This is a genomic window from Staphylococcus shinii (genome assembly GCF_017583065.1).
Taxonomy (GTDB): Bacteria; Bacillota; Bacilli; order Staphylococcales; family Staphylococcaceae; genus Staphylococcus; species Staphylococcus shinii.
On record NZ_JAGEVL010000005.1, the window covers coordinates 117,632 to 135,696 of the forward strand.

General features: G+C 33.4%; 16 protein-coding genes. 14 read left to right on the forward strand and 2 right to left on the reverse strand.

What is annotated here, in order from left to right; translation table 11 throughout:
* Window positions 1-91 precede the first annotated feature (91 nt).
* Window positions 92-751 carry a hypothetical protein gene (locus tag J5E45_RS07075; protein WP_039067567.1) on the reverse strand — a complete coding sequence of 220 codons (660 nt, stop codon included), beginning with the start codon at window positions 749-751 and terminating at the stop codon, window positions 92-94.
* Window positions 752-1,107: 356 nt separating this feature from the next.
* On the opposite strand from J5E45_RS07075, the gene J5E45_RS07080 reads away from it, so the two are divergent.
* The gene (locus J5E45_RS07080; RefSeq protein ID WP_208181936.1) at window positions 1,108-2,307 is read left to right on the forward strand and encodes an MFS transporter; all 1,200 of its coding nucleotides are present in this window, start codon (window positions 1,108-1,110) and stop codon (window positions 2,305-2,307) included.
* Window positions 2,308-2,475: 168 nt separating this feature from the next.
* Here J5E45_RS07080 and J5E45_RS07085 read toward each other — a convergent pair whose 3' ends face one another.
* Complete coding sequence (locus J5E45_RS07085; RefSeq protein ID WP_039067467.1) at window positions 2,476-4,065, reverse strand: L-lactate permease; 1,590 nt, start codon at window positions 4,063-4,065, stop codon at window positions 2,476-2,478.
* A gap of 411 nt (window positions 4,066-4,476) precedes the next feature.
* Between J5E45_RS07085 and J5E45_RS07090 the strand changes: the two genes are divergently transcribed.
* The 13 genes from J5E45_RS07090 (at window position 4,477) to J5E45_RS07150 (ending at window position 17,850) form a co-directional block, all read left to right on the forward strand.
* Window positions 4,477-5,709, forward strand: a complete 1,233-nt coding sequence (locus J5E45_RS07090; protein ID WP_208181938.1) for an MFS transporter — start codon at window positions 4,477-4,479, stop codon at window positions 5,707-5,709.
* Window positions 5,710-6,431: 722 nt separating this feature from the next.
* Window positions 6,432-7,463: an ornithine carbamoyltransferase gene (gene argF, locus J5E45_RS07095; RefSeq protein WP_107550225.1), complete on the forward strand. Its 1,032-nt coding sequence runs from the start codon at window positions 6,432-6,434 to the stop codon at window positions 7,461-7,463.
* A gap of 308 nt (window positions 7,464-7,771) precedes the next feature.
* Window positions 7,772-9,310, forward strand: a complete 1,539-nt coding sequence (gene ptsG, locus J5E45_RS07100; protein ID WP_069793188.1) for a glucose-specific PTS transporter subunit IIBC — start codon at window positions 7,772-7,774, stop codon at window positions 9,308-9,310.
* 59 nt (window positions 9,311-9,369) lie between these two features.
* Window positions 9,370-10,119, forward strand: a complete 750-nt coding sequence (gene nagB / locus J5E45_RS07105; RefSeq protein ID WP_107548525.1) for a glucosamine-6-phosphate deaminase — start codon at window positions 9,370-9,372, stop codon at window positions 10,117-10,119.
* Between the two features lie 249 nt (window positions 10,120-10,368).
* Window positions 10,369-11,217 (forward strand): AhlS family quorum-quenching N-acyl homoserine lactonase, encoded by an 849-nt coding sequence (ahlS, locus tag J5E45_RS07110; protein WP_039067461.1) that lies wholly within the window; start codon window positions 10,369-10,371, stop codon window positions 11,215-11,217.
* Window positions 11,218-11,279: 62 nt separating this feature from the next.
* Complete coding sequence (locus tag J5E45_RS07115; RefSeq protein ID WP_107548502.1) at window positions 11,280-12,410, forward strand: zinc-dependent alcohol dehydrogenase family protein; 1,131 nt, start codon at window positions 11,280-11,282, stop codon at window positions 12,408-12,410.
* Between the two features lie 70 nt (window positions 12,411-12,480).
* Window positions 12,481-13,803 (forward strand): PTS sugar transporter subunit IIC, encoded by a 1,323-nt coding sequence (locus tag J5E45_RS07120; RefSeq protein ID WP_107548503.1) that lies wholly within the window; start codon window positions 12,481-12,483, stop codon window positions 13,801-13,803.
* Between the two features lie 12 nt (window positions 13,804-13,815).
* Window positions 13,816-14,712 carry a DUF7916 family protein gene (locus J5E45_RS07125; RefSeq protein WP_107548504.1) on the forward strand — a complete coding sequence of 299 codons (897 nt, stop codon included), beginning with the start codon at window positions 13,816-13,818 and terminating at the stop codon, window positions 14,710-14,712.
* 25 nt (window positions 14,713-14,737) lie between these two features.
* Window positions 14,738-15,058 carry a PTS sugar transporter subunit IIB gene (locus tag J5E45_RS07130; RefSeq protein WP_039067455.1) on the forward strand — a complete coding sequence of 107 codons (321 nt, stop codon included), beginning with the start codon at window positions 14,738-14,740 and terminating at the stop codon, window positions 15,056-15,058.
* Between the two features lie 10 nt (window positions 15,059-15,068).
* Entirely contained in the window at window positions 15,069-15,395 is a 327-nt protein-coding gene (locus tag J5E45_RS07135; RefSeq protein ID WP_039067454.1) for a PTS sugar transporter subunit IIA, read from the forward strand.
* A gap of 223 nt (window positions 15,396-15,618) precedes the next feature.
* Window positions 15,619-16,419 (forward strand): amino acid ABC transporter substrate-binding protein, encoded by an 801-nt coding sequence (locus tag J5E45_RS07140; RefSeq protein WP_208181940.1) that lies wholly within the window; start codon window positions 15,619-15,621, stop codon window positions 16,417-16,419.
* Window positions 16,403-17,122: an amino acid ABC transporter permease gene (locus J5E45_RS07145; RefSeq protein ID WP_069793183.1), complete on the forward strand. Its 720-nt coding sequence runs from the start codon at window positions 16,403-16,405 to the stop codon at window positions 17,120-17,122. Before J5E45_RS07140 ends, J5E45_RS07145 begins: the two co-directional genes overlap by 17 nt.
* Window positions 17,119-17,850, forward strand: coding sequence for an amino acid ABC transporter ATP-binding protein (locus J5E45_RS07150; protein ID WP_101094059.1), 732 nt, complete (start codon window positions 17,119-17,121; stop codon window positions 17,848-17,850). Before J5E45_RS07145 ends, J5E45_RS07150 begins: the two co-directional genes overlap by 4 nt.
* Window positions 17,851-18,065 lie beyond the last annotated feature (215 nt).

The following is an 18,065-nucleotide window of genomic DNA, read 5'->3' on the forward strand; positions in this document are numbered from 1 at the left end:
AATCTTAAATTGTATAAAAAGCGACGTGCATAAGTGGGGAATCAAAAATACTGATTTCCCACTTATGCATGTCGTTTTTATTATGTCATAATTATGATGGCGTTAAATGCCATTGTTGAAAGTGATCATAAGTTAAATAAAATTGTTGCGTTTTAATTTCTATTGGGAAGGCGGTTGATGTCTTTTCAGAAAAGAACCACCGTCTATCTTCAGGTGTTAATAAAATAAAACTTTCATCACGTGTGTCTCCTAGGAAATTCAAGGCGTCAGGTACAAACTGTTTCTGTTCATGTGTTTCCAAATGATATTGTGCTAAAGCTTGATAGATAGACTCTGTATCATTGCATACAAAACCAATCTCGCTAATTCTTGAAAATTCAGGTTCTTCTGTCATGTTAGAGACTCTAGCAATTAATTCGACAATATTTCCAGAAGGATCATTAAAGTAAACAGAATGTGCTACAAAAGATTCAAAATAAGTTGTATGTTGTTTGTTCTCCATCAACAAAAATAAAATATTTTGATAATGGTCTTTCATATCATAAAAATGATTATAAGGAATATCAATCGCAAAATGATAATAAGGTTGGTTGTTATTATGTGTATCTCTAAAATGTAATTCTGTTTCACCTATTTGAACCATAAAACCCTCTTCGTCAATGATTTCAACTGGACACTCTAATGTTTCCTCGTAGAACTGTCTTGTTTCTTCCAATTCTGACGTTAATAACGTTATACTTTCAAATTTCATATGCATATCCCATCCCCACGTAGTACCCATATATATAATGATTTAACTGTACTTTATCAAAATAATTACGTTGATGATAATATTAAGAATTTATAAAACCTAAATTTTTTGAAATGTTATTTGGTGTAGTTGATATTAACTCTATAAAAAACAACCTACTTTTATTTTCAGTAGTGAATTAATTTTTAAATATTTTTTTAAAATTAATTAAAGGTATAAATATGATTTTAAAAAGAGTATAGTAATAATAAAATTTAAAAGCGACAGAGTTATTATTAAGCCTTCGCGATGTAAGTATAATTTGTTTTCGAAATGAATAAGTAAGTCTATTCAATTATTAAAAATAGGTGATAAAAGTGACGTATGTAGATATTTTGAAAATTAAAGATTTTACTTACTTATTAACGGGTAATTTTTTTAGACGTAGTTGTTTTGTTCTGTTTTCTTTACAATTAATTTGGTTTACTATTGATTTAACTAATAACTCGTCTTGGAAATTATCAATAATGGTAATGAGCCAAACGCTTCCTTTTATTTTGTTTGGCATATTTGGGGGAGCATTTTCTGATAAACATAATAAGAAGAAAATACTCTGTTTATCTGATTTAATTTTAGCATTCATAATTTTATCGATACCTTTGCTATCCTTAATAGGACAACTAAATTACATAACTTTATTAATTATTTCGACAGTAATCACGATACTAAATTGTTTTACAGACCCTGCTTTTAGAGCGTTGTTACCAGAAATCGTTTCAAAAGAAAGCCTATCAACGAGTAATGCATTAATAGATAGCTTGCAACGAGGTTCTAATATTATACTACCTGCTTTAATAGGTGTGTTAGTTATACTTGTAGGAAATGTTGGAATATTTTATATCTGTAGCCTTTTGTTATTTTTAGGATTCATAGCAAATGCTTTAATAAAATATAAGCCTAGCCAAACTTCTGAGAAAACAAATGCAAAAGAAGATTTTTCCGAATCTTGGCAGTTCATTAAAAGGTCTAAAGAAATACCATATATTATAATCATACAGTTCTTATGTATCCTTATAAATACAGGCGTGTGGAGAGTTGCTTTACCTTTATTTATTGCTAAATCATTGGAAGAAGGTGTTGGAGTATACGGCCTCGCCACTTTTTTCCTTGGAGTAGCATCTTTACTTACTTCATTAATAGTAGGGCTTTTATCTGAAAAATATATTATTTTCAAATTTAGTTTAGGCGTTTTTATTTGGGGAGTAGGGTTACTAATCATTGGTATGTTCCCTCATACATTAATATTATATGTAGCCGCTATACTAGTCGGGGTTGGTCAGTCTGTAGAGGGCTTAACAAGATCTATAGCAATACAAACTAAGACACCCAACCATTTAATGGGTAAAGTTTTCAGCCTGTCATCAACATCCAATTACGCTGCAGACACTCTATCTTTAGGAGTTATCAGTTTGGTTATTCCTTTGATTACTCTAGGTGGAGTCTTTACTTCAGGGGGAGTAATAATAGCCTTATTAAGTTTTATTGGTATTAGATATTCAAGTAAAATAATTAAATAATGATGAATATAATTAAAGCCCCACTATCTCATAGAAATAAGTAGTAGGGCTTTTGCAAGTATGCTTTCCTAATGCGCCGATTTGAAACTATTATGTTAGTTTCAAATACTATTTAATTTTTAGAAATCTAAAGCAGGTTATAAAATATTCCTTTAAAATTAATATTAGCTAAAAGAACAACCAAGTAAATATGAAAGCGCTGATACCTGCAAGTAAGCAATATATTAAGGCAGGTCCGAGTGTTTTTCTAATAACACTGCCTTCTTTACCCGGCATATCAACAACAGCACAAACAGCTACAACATTGTGTACACAAATCATATTTCCAGCAGCTGCTCCGATAATTTGAGCCGCTAATACAGTGAATGGCTCGGCGCCAATTGTTTCAGCAATATTTAATTGGATAGGTGAAAATGTCAATGTAGAAACAGTTGCACTTCCAGTTATAAATGAGCCTAACGCACCTAAAAATGGAGCGACAAATAACCAAATTGGTCCTAAGTAATGTGCCATATCTTTAGCTATATATTCTGGCATACTGATTAAATCATGTGTGTTAATACCAGAGTTAATAAATACGTGTACCATCGCAAGTGTAGCGATGAGCGTAATTCCAGTTGTCTTGATGGTATTTAATGAATCAAGGCTAGCATGTCCTATATCTTTTAATGGTTTTCGCTGTATAAAAACAGCAAAAATTGCTGAAAGTATAAGAATCGTTCCTGGCGAATATAAAATCTCCCATTCAGATGTGATTGTTTCAAAATTTAAAATGTTATTCCATGTAAGATCCAATACTTGCGTTGTAAAATGTTTTATACTTGGAACAGTTCTTGTAAGTAACAATAAGACAACAACCATTAAATATGGCGCCCAAGCAGTTAATAATGGCATTGATTGCTCTTTTGTAGTGACTTCATAATCAGGATTTAAGCCATCTGTCCATTCTTCTTTAGGTAATAACCAACCCTTTCTAGCTGAAATAACAGCAACGATTAATCCAGTAAGAGAGCCTAAAATAGCAACAAATTCTGCGCCAAATAAAAAGGCATATATAAATGCAGAACCAGCATAAACAATACCAATTAGTGCAAGCCAAGGTAACATTTCAACGATAGATTTAAGTTTATTATTTTTGCCAAAGAATAACACCATTGCAGTAATTAAAATAATAGGAATGAAAATACCACTCAATAAATCTAAAGTTGTAATACGTATTGCCGTTGATTGAAAGAAAGAACTATCTGCGTCATTTAATGTACTGAGTCCTACAAGGACTGGTGTACCAACTGCACCAAATGAAACGGCTACACTATCTGCAACTAATGCAGTTACAACTGCGATAATTGGTCGGAATCCTAAGGCAACCATTAGTGGAGCAGTTACCATTGCAGGCGTCCCAAATCCGGAGGCACCTTCAATTAATGAGCCAAATAAAAAAGCAACTAAGATAACTTGGACACGCATATCTCCTGATATTTGTTTGAATCCTTCATTAATGCGAATTACTGCACCAGTTTGACGCAATGTATTGAGTAATAAAAGGGCGCCAAATAAAATATAAAGAATAGTAAATGTTTTGTGTGTACCTTGTAATAGCGATGCAATGATAACATCACCATTCATCCCCCAAACAAAAACCCCTAATAACGTTATAATAATTGCACTTATCGTCATTCCTTTTAATGCAGACATACGTAATAATACTAAGAAAATAAACGGAACAATAACTGCACTAAAAGCAACAAGAAGCATCATAATAATCACATCTCCCATAAAATAGATATCATCAAGTCATATGATGACTAAATATCCTTAATTGTAATCGCATTCATAAAAAATTTCAATCATTGTTAAATAAAATATTACATTAAAAATCTATTAGATTTTTGAAAAAAGACACTTTTTAGATAAGAAAAAACGAGGCAACGTATTATTTTAAAATTAAAACTTTTAGTGTTTTATTACCGATAACCTAAAATAACGAAAATAAACGAAAATAAATTTGCATAAAATAAAAAAATGAAATAAAATAACTACAATATCTGAAAGCGCTTTCTAATTTTAGTGAATAGCGCATGATGGATAAAGTAACTTTAGCATTGGGTAAAAATATTCTCGAAATTAAGGATAATTAGGAATGATATTTTATAAACAGGGGTGTTATAGATGAATGAGAAATTAGCTAAAATGGGAATGCCACCAACATTAATATGGGGATACATTGGTGTACTTATATTTATGATGGGAGACGGTCTAGAATTAGCATGGATTAGCCCATATCTACATGAACAAGGTTTATCCGTACAACAAACGGCATTATTAACAACTTGTTATGGCGTAACTATTGCTATTGGCTCTTGGTTCTCTGGCGTTTTAGTGGAAGTGATCGGGCCGCGAAAAGTAATGTTATTAGGTACATTGCTATATATTATTGGACATATTATTTTTGTAGGTTTAGCAATTCCAACAATGAGTTATGAAATGATGATACCATCATATGCAATTAGAGGTTTCGGTTATCCTCTATTTGCTTACTCATTTTTAGTATGGGTTGCATATCGTTCTCCACAAAAACGTTTAGGCGCAGCTGTCGGATGGTTTTGGTTTGTATTTACAGGAGGTTTAAGCGTCCTTGGATCATTTTATTCTTCAATTACAATTCAATTATTTGGGCATTTCTTTACATTATGGACAGCGATTATTTGGGTACTTATCGGAACATTTTTAGCAGTATTTGTAAATCGTGATAAATTTGAACTTGAACATAAAGAAGATGGTTTTAAAGCGCATCTGAAAGAAATGGGTGCTGGTATTACAATATTAAAAAGAGAGCCTCGTGTAGCAGTAGCCTGTATTGTAAGAATTATAAACCAGGCAGCGCAATACGCATTTCCATTGTTTCTTCCAATATATTTATCCACCAAAGGTATCGCTACAACAACGTGGTTAAATATTTGGGGCACTATTTTTATAGCTAACATTATTTTTAATATCATATTTGGGGCTTTGAGCGACAAGATTGGATGGAAAAACACCATTTCATATATCGGCGGTGTTGGTTGTGCTGTCTTCACTTTAGGATTATATTTTATTCCTGAAATTTTTACTGGAAACGTATTTATCGTGGGAACTATAGGGTTTTTATGGGGGATGTGTTTAGCTGGTTTCGTGCCAATATCAGCACTAGTACCATCTCTTGTGCATGATGGTGATAAAGGACCAGCAATGGCAATATTGAATTTAGGTGCTGGTTTATGTGTTTTTGCTGGTCCCGGTTTAGTTGCATTATTCTACGATAGTATTGGTGTGCAAGGTATGATGTACTTAATATTTGCTTTATATGTAGCTAGTGCGGTTATGACGCGGTTCCTAAAAACACCAGAAGAGAGGTATAAGTGAAAATAAGGAAGTTGTTTAAAACAATATACTCAAATGAATAACTAATACTAACTAAAGCAGGGAGTAGGACAGAAATCAATTTTTACTAAAATGATTGAACTGTTCTACTTCCTGCTTTGTTTGTTATAAATTGAAATAGAATATCTCACCAAAGTTTTGAATGAATATGAAATCTCTATTCAAAAGTACATAGCAAAAAATTTGAAAATAAGCATACAATAAAAAGCCTATTGAGCTATGGTGGGATAGCTCAATAGGCTTTTGATACATCGACGTTTAACGACTGTTAACTTTATTCATTTTTAAAGTTTAATGTGATTATGAGGTTTTTTAGGTAGAACAAAAATGTACGCCGTTATTTTTCCTGAAAACCGCCGGAAACGAAATGAGCAACGATTTGTTTTAGAAGAGCTAAAATGTCTTTAAACATCACAATTCACCTCCATTGATTAATTTGTTACAACACAAAGGTACTATATAGAAAGTGTTGAATGTTGTATAACGCATAAATGAAATCTTTAACTTCATAATTGTTTATTATCTGATATTTTAATTGCTTAAGTGATATAAAATTACGCTTATGTGTAAAAATAGAGTATTTTAATAGCGAATAATTACGGAATAATTTAATATTATACAGTATATAGTATATTTATACTTGATTTTATTTGAAATTACAGTTATTATGTATATAAATCTTATAAAAATATTGGAGTGATGGAATTGGGGCGTACACAACAGCACTAAATAAGTTACAAACATTTAAAGGCAAACATTTTTTGAAAACATGCGATTTTTCTGCTGATGAATTGAACACTTTAATTGATTTTACTGGTGAATTAAAAGAAAAGAAAAAGCGTAATATCCCACATCCTTATTTAAAAGGTAAAAACTTAGCGTTCCTATTTGAAAAACCGTCTACAAGAACTCGTTCAGCTTTCAGTGTTGCTGCCTATGATTTAGGTGCATACCCTGAATATTTTGGACAAGGCGATATTCACTTAGGAGTTAAAGAGTCTGCAGAAGACACTGCAAAAGTATTAGGTAGAATGTATGATGGTATTGAATTTAGAGGACATCACCAAAAGGACGTAGAAGCACTTGCAACAAGCGCTGGCGTACCAGTGTGGAATGGCTTAACTAACGAATGGCATCCAACACAAATGATTGCGGATTTCTTCACATTAAAAGAAAACTGGGGCACTTTAAAAGGAAAGACATTAACTTATGTCGGCGATGCTAGAAATAATGTGGCACATGATTTATTAATTACTGGCGCAATATTAGGCGTTAATGTTCATATTGCTGCACCAGAATCTTTACAACCGAATAAAGATATTCAAATATTGGCTCAAAAATACGCTGCTGATTCACAAAGTGATATTTTGATTACTGATGATATTCAACAAGCGATATATCAAACTGATGCAATTTATACAGATGTTTGGTTCTCTATGGGTGAAGATGAAGGATTGTTAGAATCCCGTATCAATCAATTGTTGCCTTATCAAGTAAATGAATCAATGTTAATGAATACGATGAATCCAGATGTTATCGTGTTACATTGTTTGCCAGCGTTTCATGATGTAAACACAGAAGTAGGTCAACAAATATATGAAAAATATGGTTTGACTGAAATGGAAATTGCAGATGATGTATTCAGAGGAAAACATGCTGTTATTTTTGATCAATCTGAAAATAGATTACATTCGATTAAAGCAATTATGGCTGTCACATTAGGTGACATATTTTAAATAATTATCTTAGACGGATTAAGGCAGAAAACGTTTTTCAAAATTATTTTTTCCTCTACCGTTGACTAATCGTAATACCTTTTACGGCAAGACTTATGACAAGTTGATTTTCAATATTGTTAGTAACTGCCAATATAATATTCGAGGCTAAGACATTTATAAATGTCTTAGCCTCGATTTTTTATAAATATATATACTTATCGTATTAAAAATCAATACTTATGTGAAAATAATTTTCATTATAATGATAGGCGTTGATTAAAATTTTCGTTAGTTGTATATTTATGGTAATTAGGAGGTTATCTATTATGAGTAAATTGTTTGAAAGAGCGCAACAATTTGGGAAATCATTTATGCTACCCATAGCAATTTTGCCGGCAGCAGGGTTATTACTAGGCATTGGGGGCGCATTGAGTAATCCAAACACGGTCAAAGCTTATCCAGTATTAGATATTGGTTTATTACAGAATATATTTATTTTAATGTCGTCTGCAGGAAATATCGTCTTTCAAAACTTACCAGTTATATTTGCGATAGGTGTAGCCATAGGTTTGGCAAAGAGTGATAAAGGGACTGCTGGATTAGCGGCAATGCTTGGGTTTTTAATCATGAATGCATCAATGAATGGCTTGTTAACGATAACTGGGACATTAGCAAAAGATAATTTAGCTGAGGCAGGACAAAGTATGGTACTGGGTATTCAAACTGTGGAAACAGGTGTATTTGGTGGTATTATCACTGGTATAATGACAGCGCTTTTACACAATAAGTTTCATAAGATATCACTACCTGATTATCTTGGTTTCTTTGGTGGTTCGCGTTTTGTACCGATTATTACAGCAATTGCTTCAATTGTATTGGGTGTCATTATGTTTTTTGTTTGGCCTACAGTACAAGGGTGGATTTTTGGTGTTGGTGGAATAGTAGATAAAACAGGAATAATTGGTACATTTTTCTTTGGTTTTATCTTGAGATTATTAGGTCCCTTTGGATTGCATCATATTTTCTACTTACCATTTTGGCAAACAGCTTTAGGAGGATCGTTAGAAGTTAAAGGGCATATGATACAAGGGACGCAGAATATTTTCTTTGCGCAATTAGGGGATTCTGACGTTACAAAATACTTTTCAGGTGTTTCAAGATATATGTCGGGTAGATTTATTACTATGATGTTTGGACTTTGTGGAGCAGCATTAGCGATTTATCATACGGCTAAACCAGAACGTAAAAAAGTTGTAGGGGGATTAATGTTATCTGCAGCATTAACATCATTTTTAACAGGCATTACAGAGCCTTTAGAGTTTAGCTTCTTATTTGTTGCACCATTATTATATGTGATTCATGCATTTTTAGATGGCCTAGCATTTATGATGGCGGACGTTTTTAATATAACAGTAGGACAAACTTTTAGTGGAGGTTTTATAGACTTTTTACTATTTGGTGTACTTCAAGGAAATTCTAAAACAAATTTCTTGTGGGTTATCCCTATTGGTATCATCTGGTTTATAATGTATTACTTTATTTTTAGATTCTTGATTACGAAGTTTAATTTTAAAACACCTGGCCGTGAAGATGAAGTGACAACAGAAGCTGTAGAAGTAACAGACCGTGCACAAACAATAATCAAAGCACTTGGTGGTAAAGAAAATATAGACGTAGTTGATTGTTGTGCTACACGTTTAAGAGTGACATTAAACACTGATAAAGAAGTGGACAAATCCATGCTATCAGCTACGCAAGCTAGAGGTGTTATTCAAAAAGGGAATGGCGTTCAAGTTATATATGGTCCTCATGTCACTACGATAAAAAATGAGGTTGAGGCGCTTTTAGAAAATGAAACATCTTAGTATAACATGAGGAAATATATGGGGATATGTCAATGATTGAAGAAAGATATGGTGAAACGATGAATCTTATAAATTTGAAAAATCAAACTATTGCTAGCCAATACGTAGCAACTGAGTTATTAAAACAAGTCAAATCTAAACCTAATACAGTTTTAGGCTTGGCCACAGGAAATACAATGATAGATGTGTATAAATGTTTATCAGAGTTATTAAACATTAACCAAATTGATTTATCACGGGTGGCCACATTTAACCTAGATGAGTACGTTGGCTTAGCGCCAAATCATAAACATAGTTATCATGTATATATGAATGAACATTTATTTAAGCATAATGACTCATGGCAGAAGGATAATATACATTTACCAATGGGAAATGCAAAAGACGTTGTACATGAATCTAAAGTTTATGAACAGCTTTTATGTGATATAGGGCCAGCAGATATTCAAATTTTAGGTATTGGTGAGAATGGGCATATTGGTTTTAATGAACCATATACATCTTTTGACAGCGTAACGAGCGTAGTGGATTTGACACCTTCGACAATTAAGGCGAATAGTAAACACTTTGAAACGATTGAAGATGTACCTAAACAAGCAATATCGCTTGGGCTTACATCTATTATGCGAGCGAAGCGAATAATTTTGCTAGCATTAGGTAGACATAAGCGAGATGCAATCAAGCAGCTCTTGAAAGATGATATATCTGAATCACTACCTGCAAGTATATTACGACAACATGCTAATGTTGAAGTTATCGTGGATGATGAAATATTCCAAACGATAAAAAGCACTAAATTAATACCATAATATTACGCTGCATCTTATGAATAGTAAACATTGTAGTGGTTACAATAATATTAAAAGCGCAGTGCAGAAGTCTAAAAGACTATTTTAGATTTTTGCACTGCGCTTTTATGTATTTAGGCGTATTTATTTTAAAAATAAGCATTATAAAATTTTAAAATAAACATGTGTTTTAAATAATTAAAAAATTGATTTTTGTAAGCGTTTACAATTATAATGTAATTATACAATTTTAAAAAGGGGTGTATCGTGATGGTGAATGTGAATAAAGAACGCATGAAAATGTATGTTTTAGATAATGGACGTATGAAGATGGATAAGAATTTGATGATTGCTAATTCAAATCAAGCTACTTTAGACAATCCCGAAGCCAAAAATGAAATGCACGAATTTCCTATTTACACAGTATTTATAGACCATCCTGAAGCCAAAATATTGTTTGATACTGCATGTAATCCTAATGCAATGGGTGAGAATGGTAGGTGGATTAGTGCTACTCAAAAAGCATTTCCTTATTTTGCTGATGAAGCTTGTCATTTACCAAATCGTTTAGAACAAATCAATGTAGATCCAAAAGAAGTGGACTTTGTTGTGGCATCACACTTACATTTAGATCATGCAGGTTGCTTAGAATATTTTACCAATGCAACAATTATTGTTCACAATGATGAATTGAATGGGACGATGCAGACATATGCTCGTAACCAACAAGAAGGTGCTTATATTTGGGCTGACATCGATGCATGGATTAAGAATAACCTAAAATGGAGAACGATTAAAAAAGAAGAAGATAATTTGAAACTTGTAGAAGGGGTGCGCATTTTAAACTATGGTAGTGGCCATGCTTGGGGCATGATTGGTCTAGAGATAGAAAGCGCTGAGCTTGGTACTATTATATTGGCTTCTGATGCAATTTATACGAAAGAGAGTATGGGAGAAACATTAAAACCCCCCGGTATTTTATACGATTCAATCGGTTGGACTAAATCAGTAGAAAAAATTAAACGTTTAGCTGAAGAAAAAGATGCGCAAATTTGGTTTGGCCATGATGGAGAGCAATTTGAAGGATTAAGAAAATCTACTGATGGCTACTACGAATAATATAATTTTAAGACTGAAATTTATTGTAATTATTTACGTACGTTAACCAAGGAGGGTTTTAAATGAAGACGAGAGCTGCAGTATTACATGAAATGGGAAGCACAGAGCCATATGCTGAAAGTAAGCCTATAACAATAGAAACATTAGAACTATCTGAGCCTAAAACTAATGAAGTGTTGATAAAAATTGGTGCTGCAGGGTTATGCCACTCAGATTTGTCGGTGATTAACGGCAGTCGTCCGAGACCTATGCCAATGGTGTTAGGTCATGAAGCGGCAGGTGAAGTTATACAATTAGGGCCTGACGTTACAGATTTTGAAAAGGGTGATCATGTCGTATGCACGTTTATTCCTAGTTGTGGTCACTGCATTCCATGCAGAGAAGGACGACCAGCATTATGTGAAAATGGGGCAGCTTCTAATGAAAAGGGAGAAATGTTAGCAGGTGGTTTTCGTTTACAATCAGAACATAATCAAACGATGTATCATCATTTAGGTATCTCAGGTTTTGCGGAATACGCAGTTGTTTCAACCAATTCAATTGTCAAGGTAGATAAGGATATACCCTTTGAAAAAGTAGCCATATTTGGTTGCGCAGTGATAACAGGCATTGGTGCAGTTATAAATACAGCTAACATTAGTGCAGGTAGTACAGTAGCAGTTGTTGGATTAGGTGGTATTGGGCTTAATGCTATTTTAGGTGCTCGTCTTGCGGGTGCGAGTGAGATTATAGCATTAGATATAAATGAAGATAAATTTGAGTTAGCAAAATCATTAGGTGCAACAGCAGTATTTAATTCGGGAGATGATAATGTAGTTGAAAATGTTAAAGCCTATGCAAGTGGGGGTGTTAACTATGCTTTTGAAACTGCTGGAGTTGTGCCAGCAATGGAAGTTGCATATCAAATAACAAAACGTGGCGGCACGACTACTACAACTGGTCTGCCTGACCCAAAGCATAATTTTTCGTTTCCACAAGTTACACTTGCAGCAGAAGAACGCACAGTTAAAGGTTCTTATGTAGGGAGTTGTGTCCCTGAACGCGATATACCAAGATTTGTAAATTTATATAAACAATCGCGTCTGGCCGTAGATCAACTGTTAACAGATACTTTATCGTTAGAAGAAATAAACGAAGGTTTTGACCGTTTAGCCCGAGGAGAAGCGGCACGCTTAGTTGTGAAAATCACTTAAAGATAATTTAACTATACTTTTATCGTAATTTTAAATATGTTTTCAGTTTGGGTTTATAAGGGGTGTTAATGTGAGTAAGCTAAATAACACATTAGAAAAGTATTTATTACCTGTTGCTTCAAAACTGGGGTCTAATAAAATTTTAATTTCATTAAGGGATGGAATTATAGTTGCAATGCCTTTAATTATCATTGGCTCATTATTTTTAGTCATCAGTGGTATTGCAATACCGGGATGGATTGAATGGCTAGAATCAAAAGGTATTCAACCATATTTAATGAAAGCAGTTAATGGTACGTTTGGATTAATGGGATTAGTAGCAAGTTTTGGGGTAGCACATAGTATTGCACGCCAATACAATACAGATGGCGTTTCGGCTGGGATAATTTCTATGTCTGCATTTTTAGTTGTGACACCAAAAGTAATGACTGGGGGAAAGGCACCAGAAGAAGCGATTCCGCAGATGTATATGGGGAGCCAGGGTCTATTCGTTGCTTTAATCGTCGGTATTATTTCAGGTTTAATCTTTCAATGGTTTATTAATAGAAATATAAGAATAAAAATGCCTGATCAAGTACCACCAGCTGTCTCTAAAAGTTTCAGCGCATTAATACCAGGAGCTGTAATCATTATTATGTGGTTGATTATCTATACATTACTAGATAATTTACCTTTTGGTAATATTCATGAACTTATTGTCAATACATTGGGTGTTCCATTAAGTCTTATGGGTGGCACATTGATTGGAACAATTATTCTAGTTGGTCTCAATAGCGCATTTTGGTTTGTAGGTATTCATGGCGCTAATGTAGTTAATGCTGTTATGCAACCGATATGGTTGAAAAATATAGATGAAAACCGTCTAGCATATCAAGTGGATCCACATGGTGAATTACCGCATATTATTACACAGCCATTTATAGATAATTTTGTGTTTATGGGTGGTGGTGGTTCAACCATTGGGCTGGTAATTGTGATTGCCATTTTAGCATTTAAGAAACGCTCTAGTAAGATCACGAAGACAATGGCACCCCTGACGCTAATGCCGGGTATATTTAATATTAATGAGCCTACATTGTTTGGTTTGCCAGTCGTATTGAATGTGAGACTTATCGTGCCATTTATTTTAGCGCCAATGATTAATGCAACGATAACTTATTTTGCTATGGCAAGTGGATTAGTACATCTTACAAACGGTACTGCGATGCCTTGGACTATTCCACCAATAATAAGCGGATTTTTAGCAACAGGTCATTATAGTGGGTCTGTGGTTCAAATGGTATGTATCATTGTAGACATTCTACTTTATTATCCTTTTTATCGGACAATGGAAAAATATAATTTACATTTAGAACAAAAAGAAGCAGAGAATATGAAGGAAACTGAAAAATAAAGGGGAGATAATATGGTGAAAAGATTATTAAGTGCAAATGCTACAGAAATAGTAGAAATGACATCTGCAGAATTAAAACAAAGTATAAAGGCAAGTGATGGTCGTGTAGTGCTAGCGGAAAATGTCGTAACTCGCACACCAGTTATTCCTGATATTACGAATTCAGAGCTATCAAGAGCATTTGGAGCAGACTTGATTTTATTAAATGGGCTAGATGCATTTGATCCCAAGATTGTAAATATAGATGAAAATAAGCATGTCATTAAAGAACTAAGAAAGCTTGTAGCCAGACCGATTGGTGTGAATTTAGAACCAGTAGATGTTCAAGCAACAATGACAGAAGAGAAGTTAAATATAAGTGAAGGTAGACAGGCAAGTCCGAAAACAGTAAAAGCATTAGAGCAATTAGGAATAAATTTTATTTGTATGACAGGGAATCCAGGTACTGGGGTATCTAATGAAAGAATTGTCAATGCTATTGCAGATACAAGAGCAAATTTTAGTGGATTAATTATAGCTGGTAAGATGCATAGTGCAGGTGTCGATGAACCCGTAATTACGAAAACATTTGTAAATAAATTTATAGATGCTGGTGCAGATATTATTTTAGCTCCATCAATTGGTACTGTACCAGGTTTTGATGAAATTCAATTAAAAGAAATAGTTAAGGCAGTTCATCAACATGGCGGGTTAGTTATGTCGGCAATTGGCACAAGCCAAGAAAGTTCTGATCCAAGCACAATTAGAGATTTTGCAATTCGTAATAAAGTTTGTGGTGTGGATATACAGCATATTGGTGATGCAGGATTTGGAGGATTGGCTCCAGTAAATAATATATTTGAGTTAAGTAAAGCTATTAGAGGAGAAAGACATACAGTATCAATGATAGCAAGATCAATTCAACGTTAAAAATAAAAATGGAGGAGGGATTTATATGGCTGAAAAAACAATTATGCTTGTTTGTGCAGCAGGAATGAGTACGAGTATGCTTGTTCAAAAAATGCAAAAAGAAGCAGAGAGTCAAAACTTAGATAGAGATATTTTCGCTGTTTCTACTTCGGAGGCCGATCAAAAAATTGATGATGGCATTGTTGATGTGCTGTTACTTGGCCCTCAAGTACGCTTTAAAAAAGAAGAATATAATAAAAAGTGTCGTGATAAAAATATACCAGTCGATGTTATTGAAATGAGAGATTATGGAACGATGAATGGTGGCAATGTGTTAAAAATAGCAGAACAGTTAATGGTTAATTAGAGGTGAATATATGGCTGAACAAGAACAAGAATTAGAATTTGCCATGGCTCTTATAGCTTATAGTGGTGATGCGAAAAGTCATGCAATGGAAGCGATTTTTGCTTCTAAGAAAGGCAAATTTAAGGAAGCACAACAAAAGTTAGAGCAAGCTGAATCATCAATACTTGAAGCTCATCATATACAAACTAATATGTTATCTAAAGAAGCGCAGGGTGAAAATATAACAATGACATTGCTGACAGTGCATAGTCAGGATCATTTAATGACTGCTATTACTTTTAAAGATCTTGCGCAAGAAATGATTGACTTATATAAAGTGTTAAAGAAAAGTCTATAAATAAATCTTAAAGCATATCTCCATGAACATAATGGAAATATGCTTTTTTATTTTAAATTCGGAGACCCTTTATAAATAAGAGGTAACGTAAAATTGCAAAAAATTAAAATTATATGAAATTTAAAAAAATATTATCATATCGATAAAAATCTATTGACTAAATAGTAGGATAGGAATAAACTAATTTTAATCCGATAAGAATAATAAGAATAGAGGGCAAGAAATGAAAAAATTGTTAATGATGTTAATTACTTTAATTTTAACAGTGGGGCTGGCAGCATGCGGTAATGACTCTTCAAGTAAAAAAGAAAGCGATAGTAAAAATAAAACCGCTAGTGAAAATAAAACATTTGTTGTGGGAACAGAAGGGACATATGCACCTTTCTCATTTCATGATAAGAATGATAAATTAACTGGTTATGATATAGATGTAGTGAAGGCAGTAGCTAAAGAAATGGACTATAAAGTTAAATTTAAAGAAACACAGTGGGATTCAATGTTTGCAGGCTTAGATTCGGGTAGATTTAATGTTGTTGCGAACCAAGTTGGTATAAACGAAGAACGTAAAGAAAAATATAAATTCTCTGAACCTTACACTTATTCTCAGGGTGTGCTAGTGGTAAATAAAAATAATACAGATATCAAATCATTTGACGATGTTAAAGGTAAGAAATTAGCACAAACATTTACATCAAACTATGGTAAATTAGCAAAATCTAAAGGTGCAGAACTTACGAAAGTTGATGGATTCAACCAAGCGATGGATTTATTACAATCAAACAGAGTAGAAGGCACGTTTAACGATAATATCTCGTACTTAGACTATAAAAAACAAAAACCTAACGCTAAGGTGAAAGCAATTGAAGGCGATGCTGAAAAGAGTCAATCTGCTTTGACTTTCAGTAAAAAAGAAGACGATAAAACAATCAAAGAAGTTAATAAAGCAATGAAAAAGTTAAAAGATAATGGTGAATTAGCAAAAATAAGTGAAAAATGGTTTGGTGAAGATGTTTCTAAACCTTAATTCAGAGCAACAACATGCATTAGATGCAGCTGGACAAGCATTTATGCCAATGCTTGAAGGATTGGTGAAATTTTCAATCCCAATCACTTTAGTGACTTTTGTTTTAGGATTGATTATAGCACTAGTAACTGCATTAATGCGTATATCAACAAGCCGTATACTCAGAGGCATTGCACGTTTTTATATTTCAATCATTAGAGGAACACCGATGATTGTACAATTATTCATTATCTTTTATGGTATCCCTGAACTCGGCAGACTATTAACTAACAACTCAGAAAATCAATGGACGTTAGCACCAGTAATAGCTGCAATTATTGGTCTATCTTTAAATGTAGGCGCGTATGCTTCTGAAATTATTCGTGGAGGTATTATGTCTATTCCAAAAGGCCAGACAGAAGCAGCGTATTCAATAGGTATGAATTATCGTCAAACGATTCAACGTATTATACTGCCACAAGCAATAAGAGTTTCTGTGCCTGCGCTAGGTAATACGTTCTTAAGTTTAATTAAAGATACATCGTTACTCGGTTTTATACTTGTTGCTGAAATGTTTAGAAAAGCACAAGAAGTTGCGTCGACGACTTATGAATATTTAACAATATATCTACTCGTTGCGCTTATGTACTGGGTTGTGTGTTTTATTATTTCACTCGTCCAAAACTTTTATGAATCTTATCTTGAAAGAGGGTATCATTCATGATTGAATTACAAAATATAAAGAAAACATTTAATGATAAAGAAGTGATTAAAGGCATTGATTTAAAAGTTAATCAAGGAGAGGTAGTTACCTTTATTGGACGTTCAGGTTCTGGTAAAACGACTTTATTACGAATGATTAATGCGCTAGAATTACCTACAGAAGGCGCCGTTTACGTCAATAGTGAAACTTATGACAATAAAGATAAAAAATCCCAAATTAAAGTGCGCAAGCAGTCGGGTATGGTTTTTCAAAGTTATAATCTCTTTCCCCATAAAACGGCATTAGAAAATGTTATGGAAGGACTAATTACTGTTAAGAAAATGAAAAAGGTTGAGGCACAACACCAAGCATTAGCACTTTTAGAGAGGGTAGATTTAACAGCTGTAAAAGACCAAAGACCTAATGCATTGTCTGGCGGGCAACAGCAACGTGTCGCGATTGCGAGAGCTTTGGCAATGAATCCAAAAGTTATGCTTTTTGATGAACCTACCTCTGCATTAGATCCAGAACTGGTGAACGACGTATTACGTGTAATAAAAGACCTAGCAAACGAAGGAATGACCATGATTATAGTGACACATGAGATGCGTTTTGCTAAGGAAGTTTCTAATAAAATTGTCTTTATTCATGATGGTGTTATTGGTGAGTCAGGAGCACCAGAACAAATTTTTAATCACCCACAAACGACAGAGTTGCAACGCTTTTTAAATATGATTAGAGAAGTATAAAATATATAATGTTTGAATGAGATGGAAGCTAGATAGCTGAAGTCTCATTTTTTTATTTTTAAAAATAATTATTATAAAAATCTATCGATCATTCAAATGACATTATATAATTTATAAATGGAATGTAATTTTTTGATGTGCAATTTTTCGTATTAGTAGGCGAAGTAGATTACACATCTATAACCATAGGAAAGCGGTTACAATATAAGTGTAAG

Excerpts from the sequence above, each read along its gene's own strand:
- J5E45_RS07075 (WP_039067567.1), bottom strand. The coding sequence starts at position 751 with ATGAAATTTGAAAGTATAACGTTATTAACGTCAGAATTGGAAGAAACA.
- J5E45_RS07085 (WP_039067467.1), bottom strand. The coding sequence starts at position 4,065 with ATGATGCTTCTTGTTGCTTTTAGTGCAGTTATTGTTCCGTTTATTTTC.
- J5E45_RS07090 (WP_208181938.1), top strand. The coding sequence starts at position 4,477 with ATGAATGAGAAATTAGCTAAAATGGGAATGCCACCAACATTAATATGG.
- ptsG (WP_069793188.1), top strand. The coding sequence starts at position 7,772 with ATGAGTAAATTGTTTGAAAGAGCGCAACAATTTGGGAAATCATTTATG.
- nagB (WP_107548525.1), top strand. The coding sequence starts at position 9,370 with ATGAATCTTATAAATTTGAAAAATCAAACTATTGCTAGCCAATACGTA.
- ahlS (WP_039067461.1), top strand. The coding sequence starts at position 10,369 with ATGGTGAATGTGAATAAAGAACGCATGAAAATGTATGTTTTAGATAAT.
- J5E45_RS07115 (WP_107548502.1), top strand. The coding sequence starts at position 11,280 with ATGAAGACGAGAGCTGCAGTATTACATGAAATGGGAAGCACAGAGCCA.
- J5E45_RS07125 (WP_107548504.1), top strand. The coding sequence starts at position 13,816 with ATGGTGAAAAGATTATTAAGTGCAAATGCTACAGAAATAGTAGAAATG.
- J5E45_RS07130 (WP_039067455.1), top strand. The coding sequence starts at position 14,738 with ATGGCTGAAAAAACAATTATGCTTGTTTGTGCAGCAGGAATGAGTACG.
- J5E45_RS07135 (WP_039067454.1), top strand. The coding sequence starts at position 15,069 with ATGGCTGAACAAGAACAAGAATTAGAATTTGCCATGGCTCTTATAGCT.
- J5E45_RS07140 (WP_208181940.1), top strand. The coding sequence starts at position 15,619 with ATGAAAAAATTGTTAATGATGTTAATTACTTTAATTTTAACAGTGGGG.
- J5E45_RS07145 (WP_069793183.1), top strand. The coding sequence starts at position 16,403 with ATGTTTCTAAACCTTAATTCAGAGCAACAACATGCATTAGATGCAGCT.
- J5E45_RS07150 (WP_101094059.1), top strand. The coding sequence starts at position 17,119 with ATGATTGAATTACAAAATATAAAGAAAACATTTAATGATAAAGAAGTG.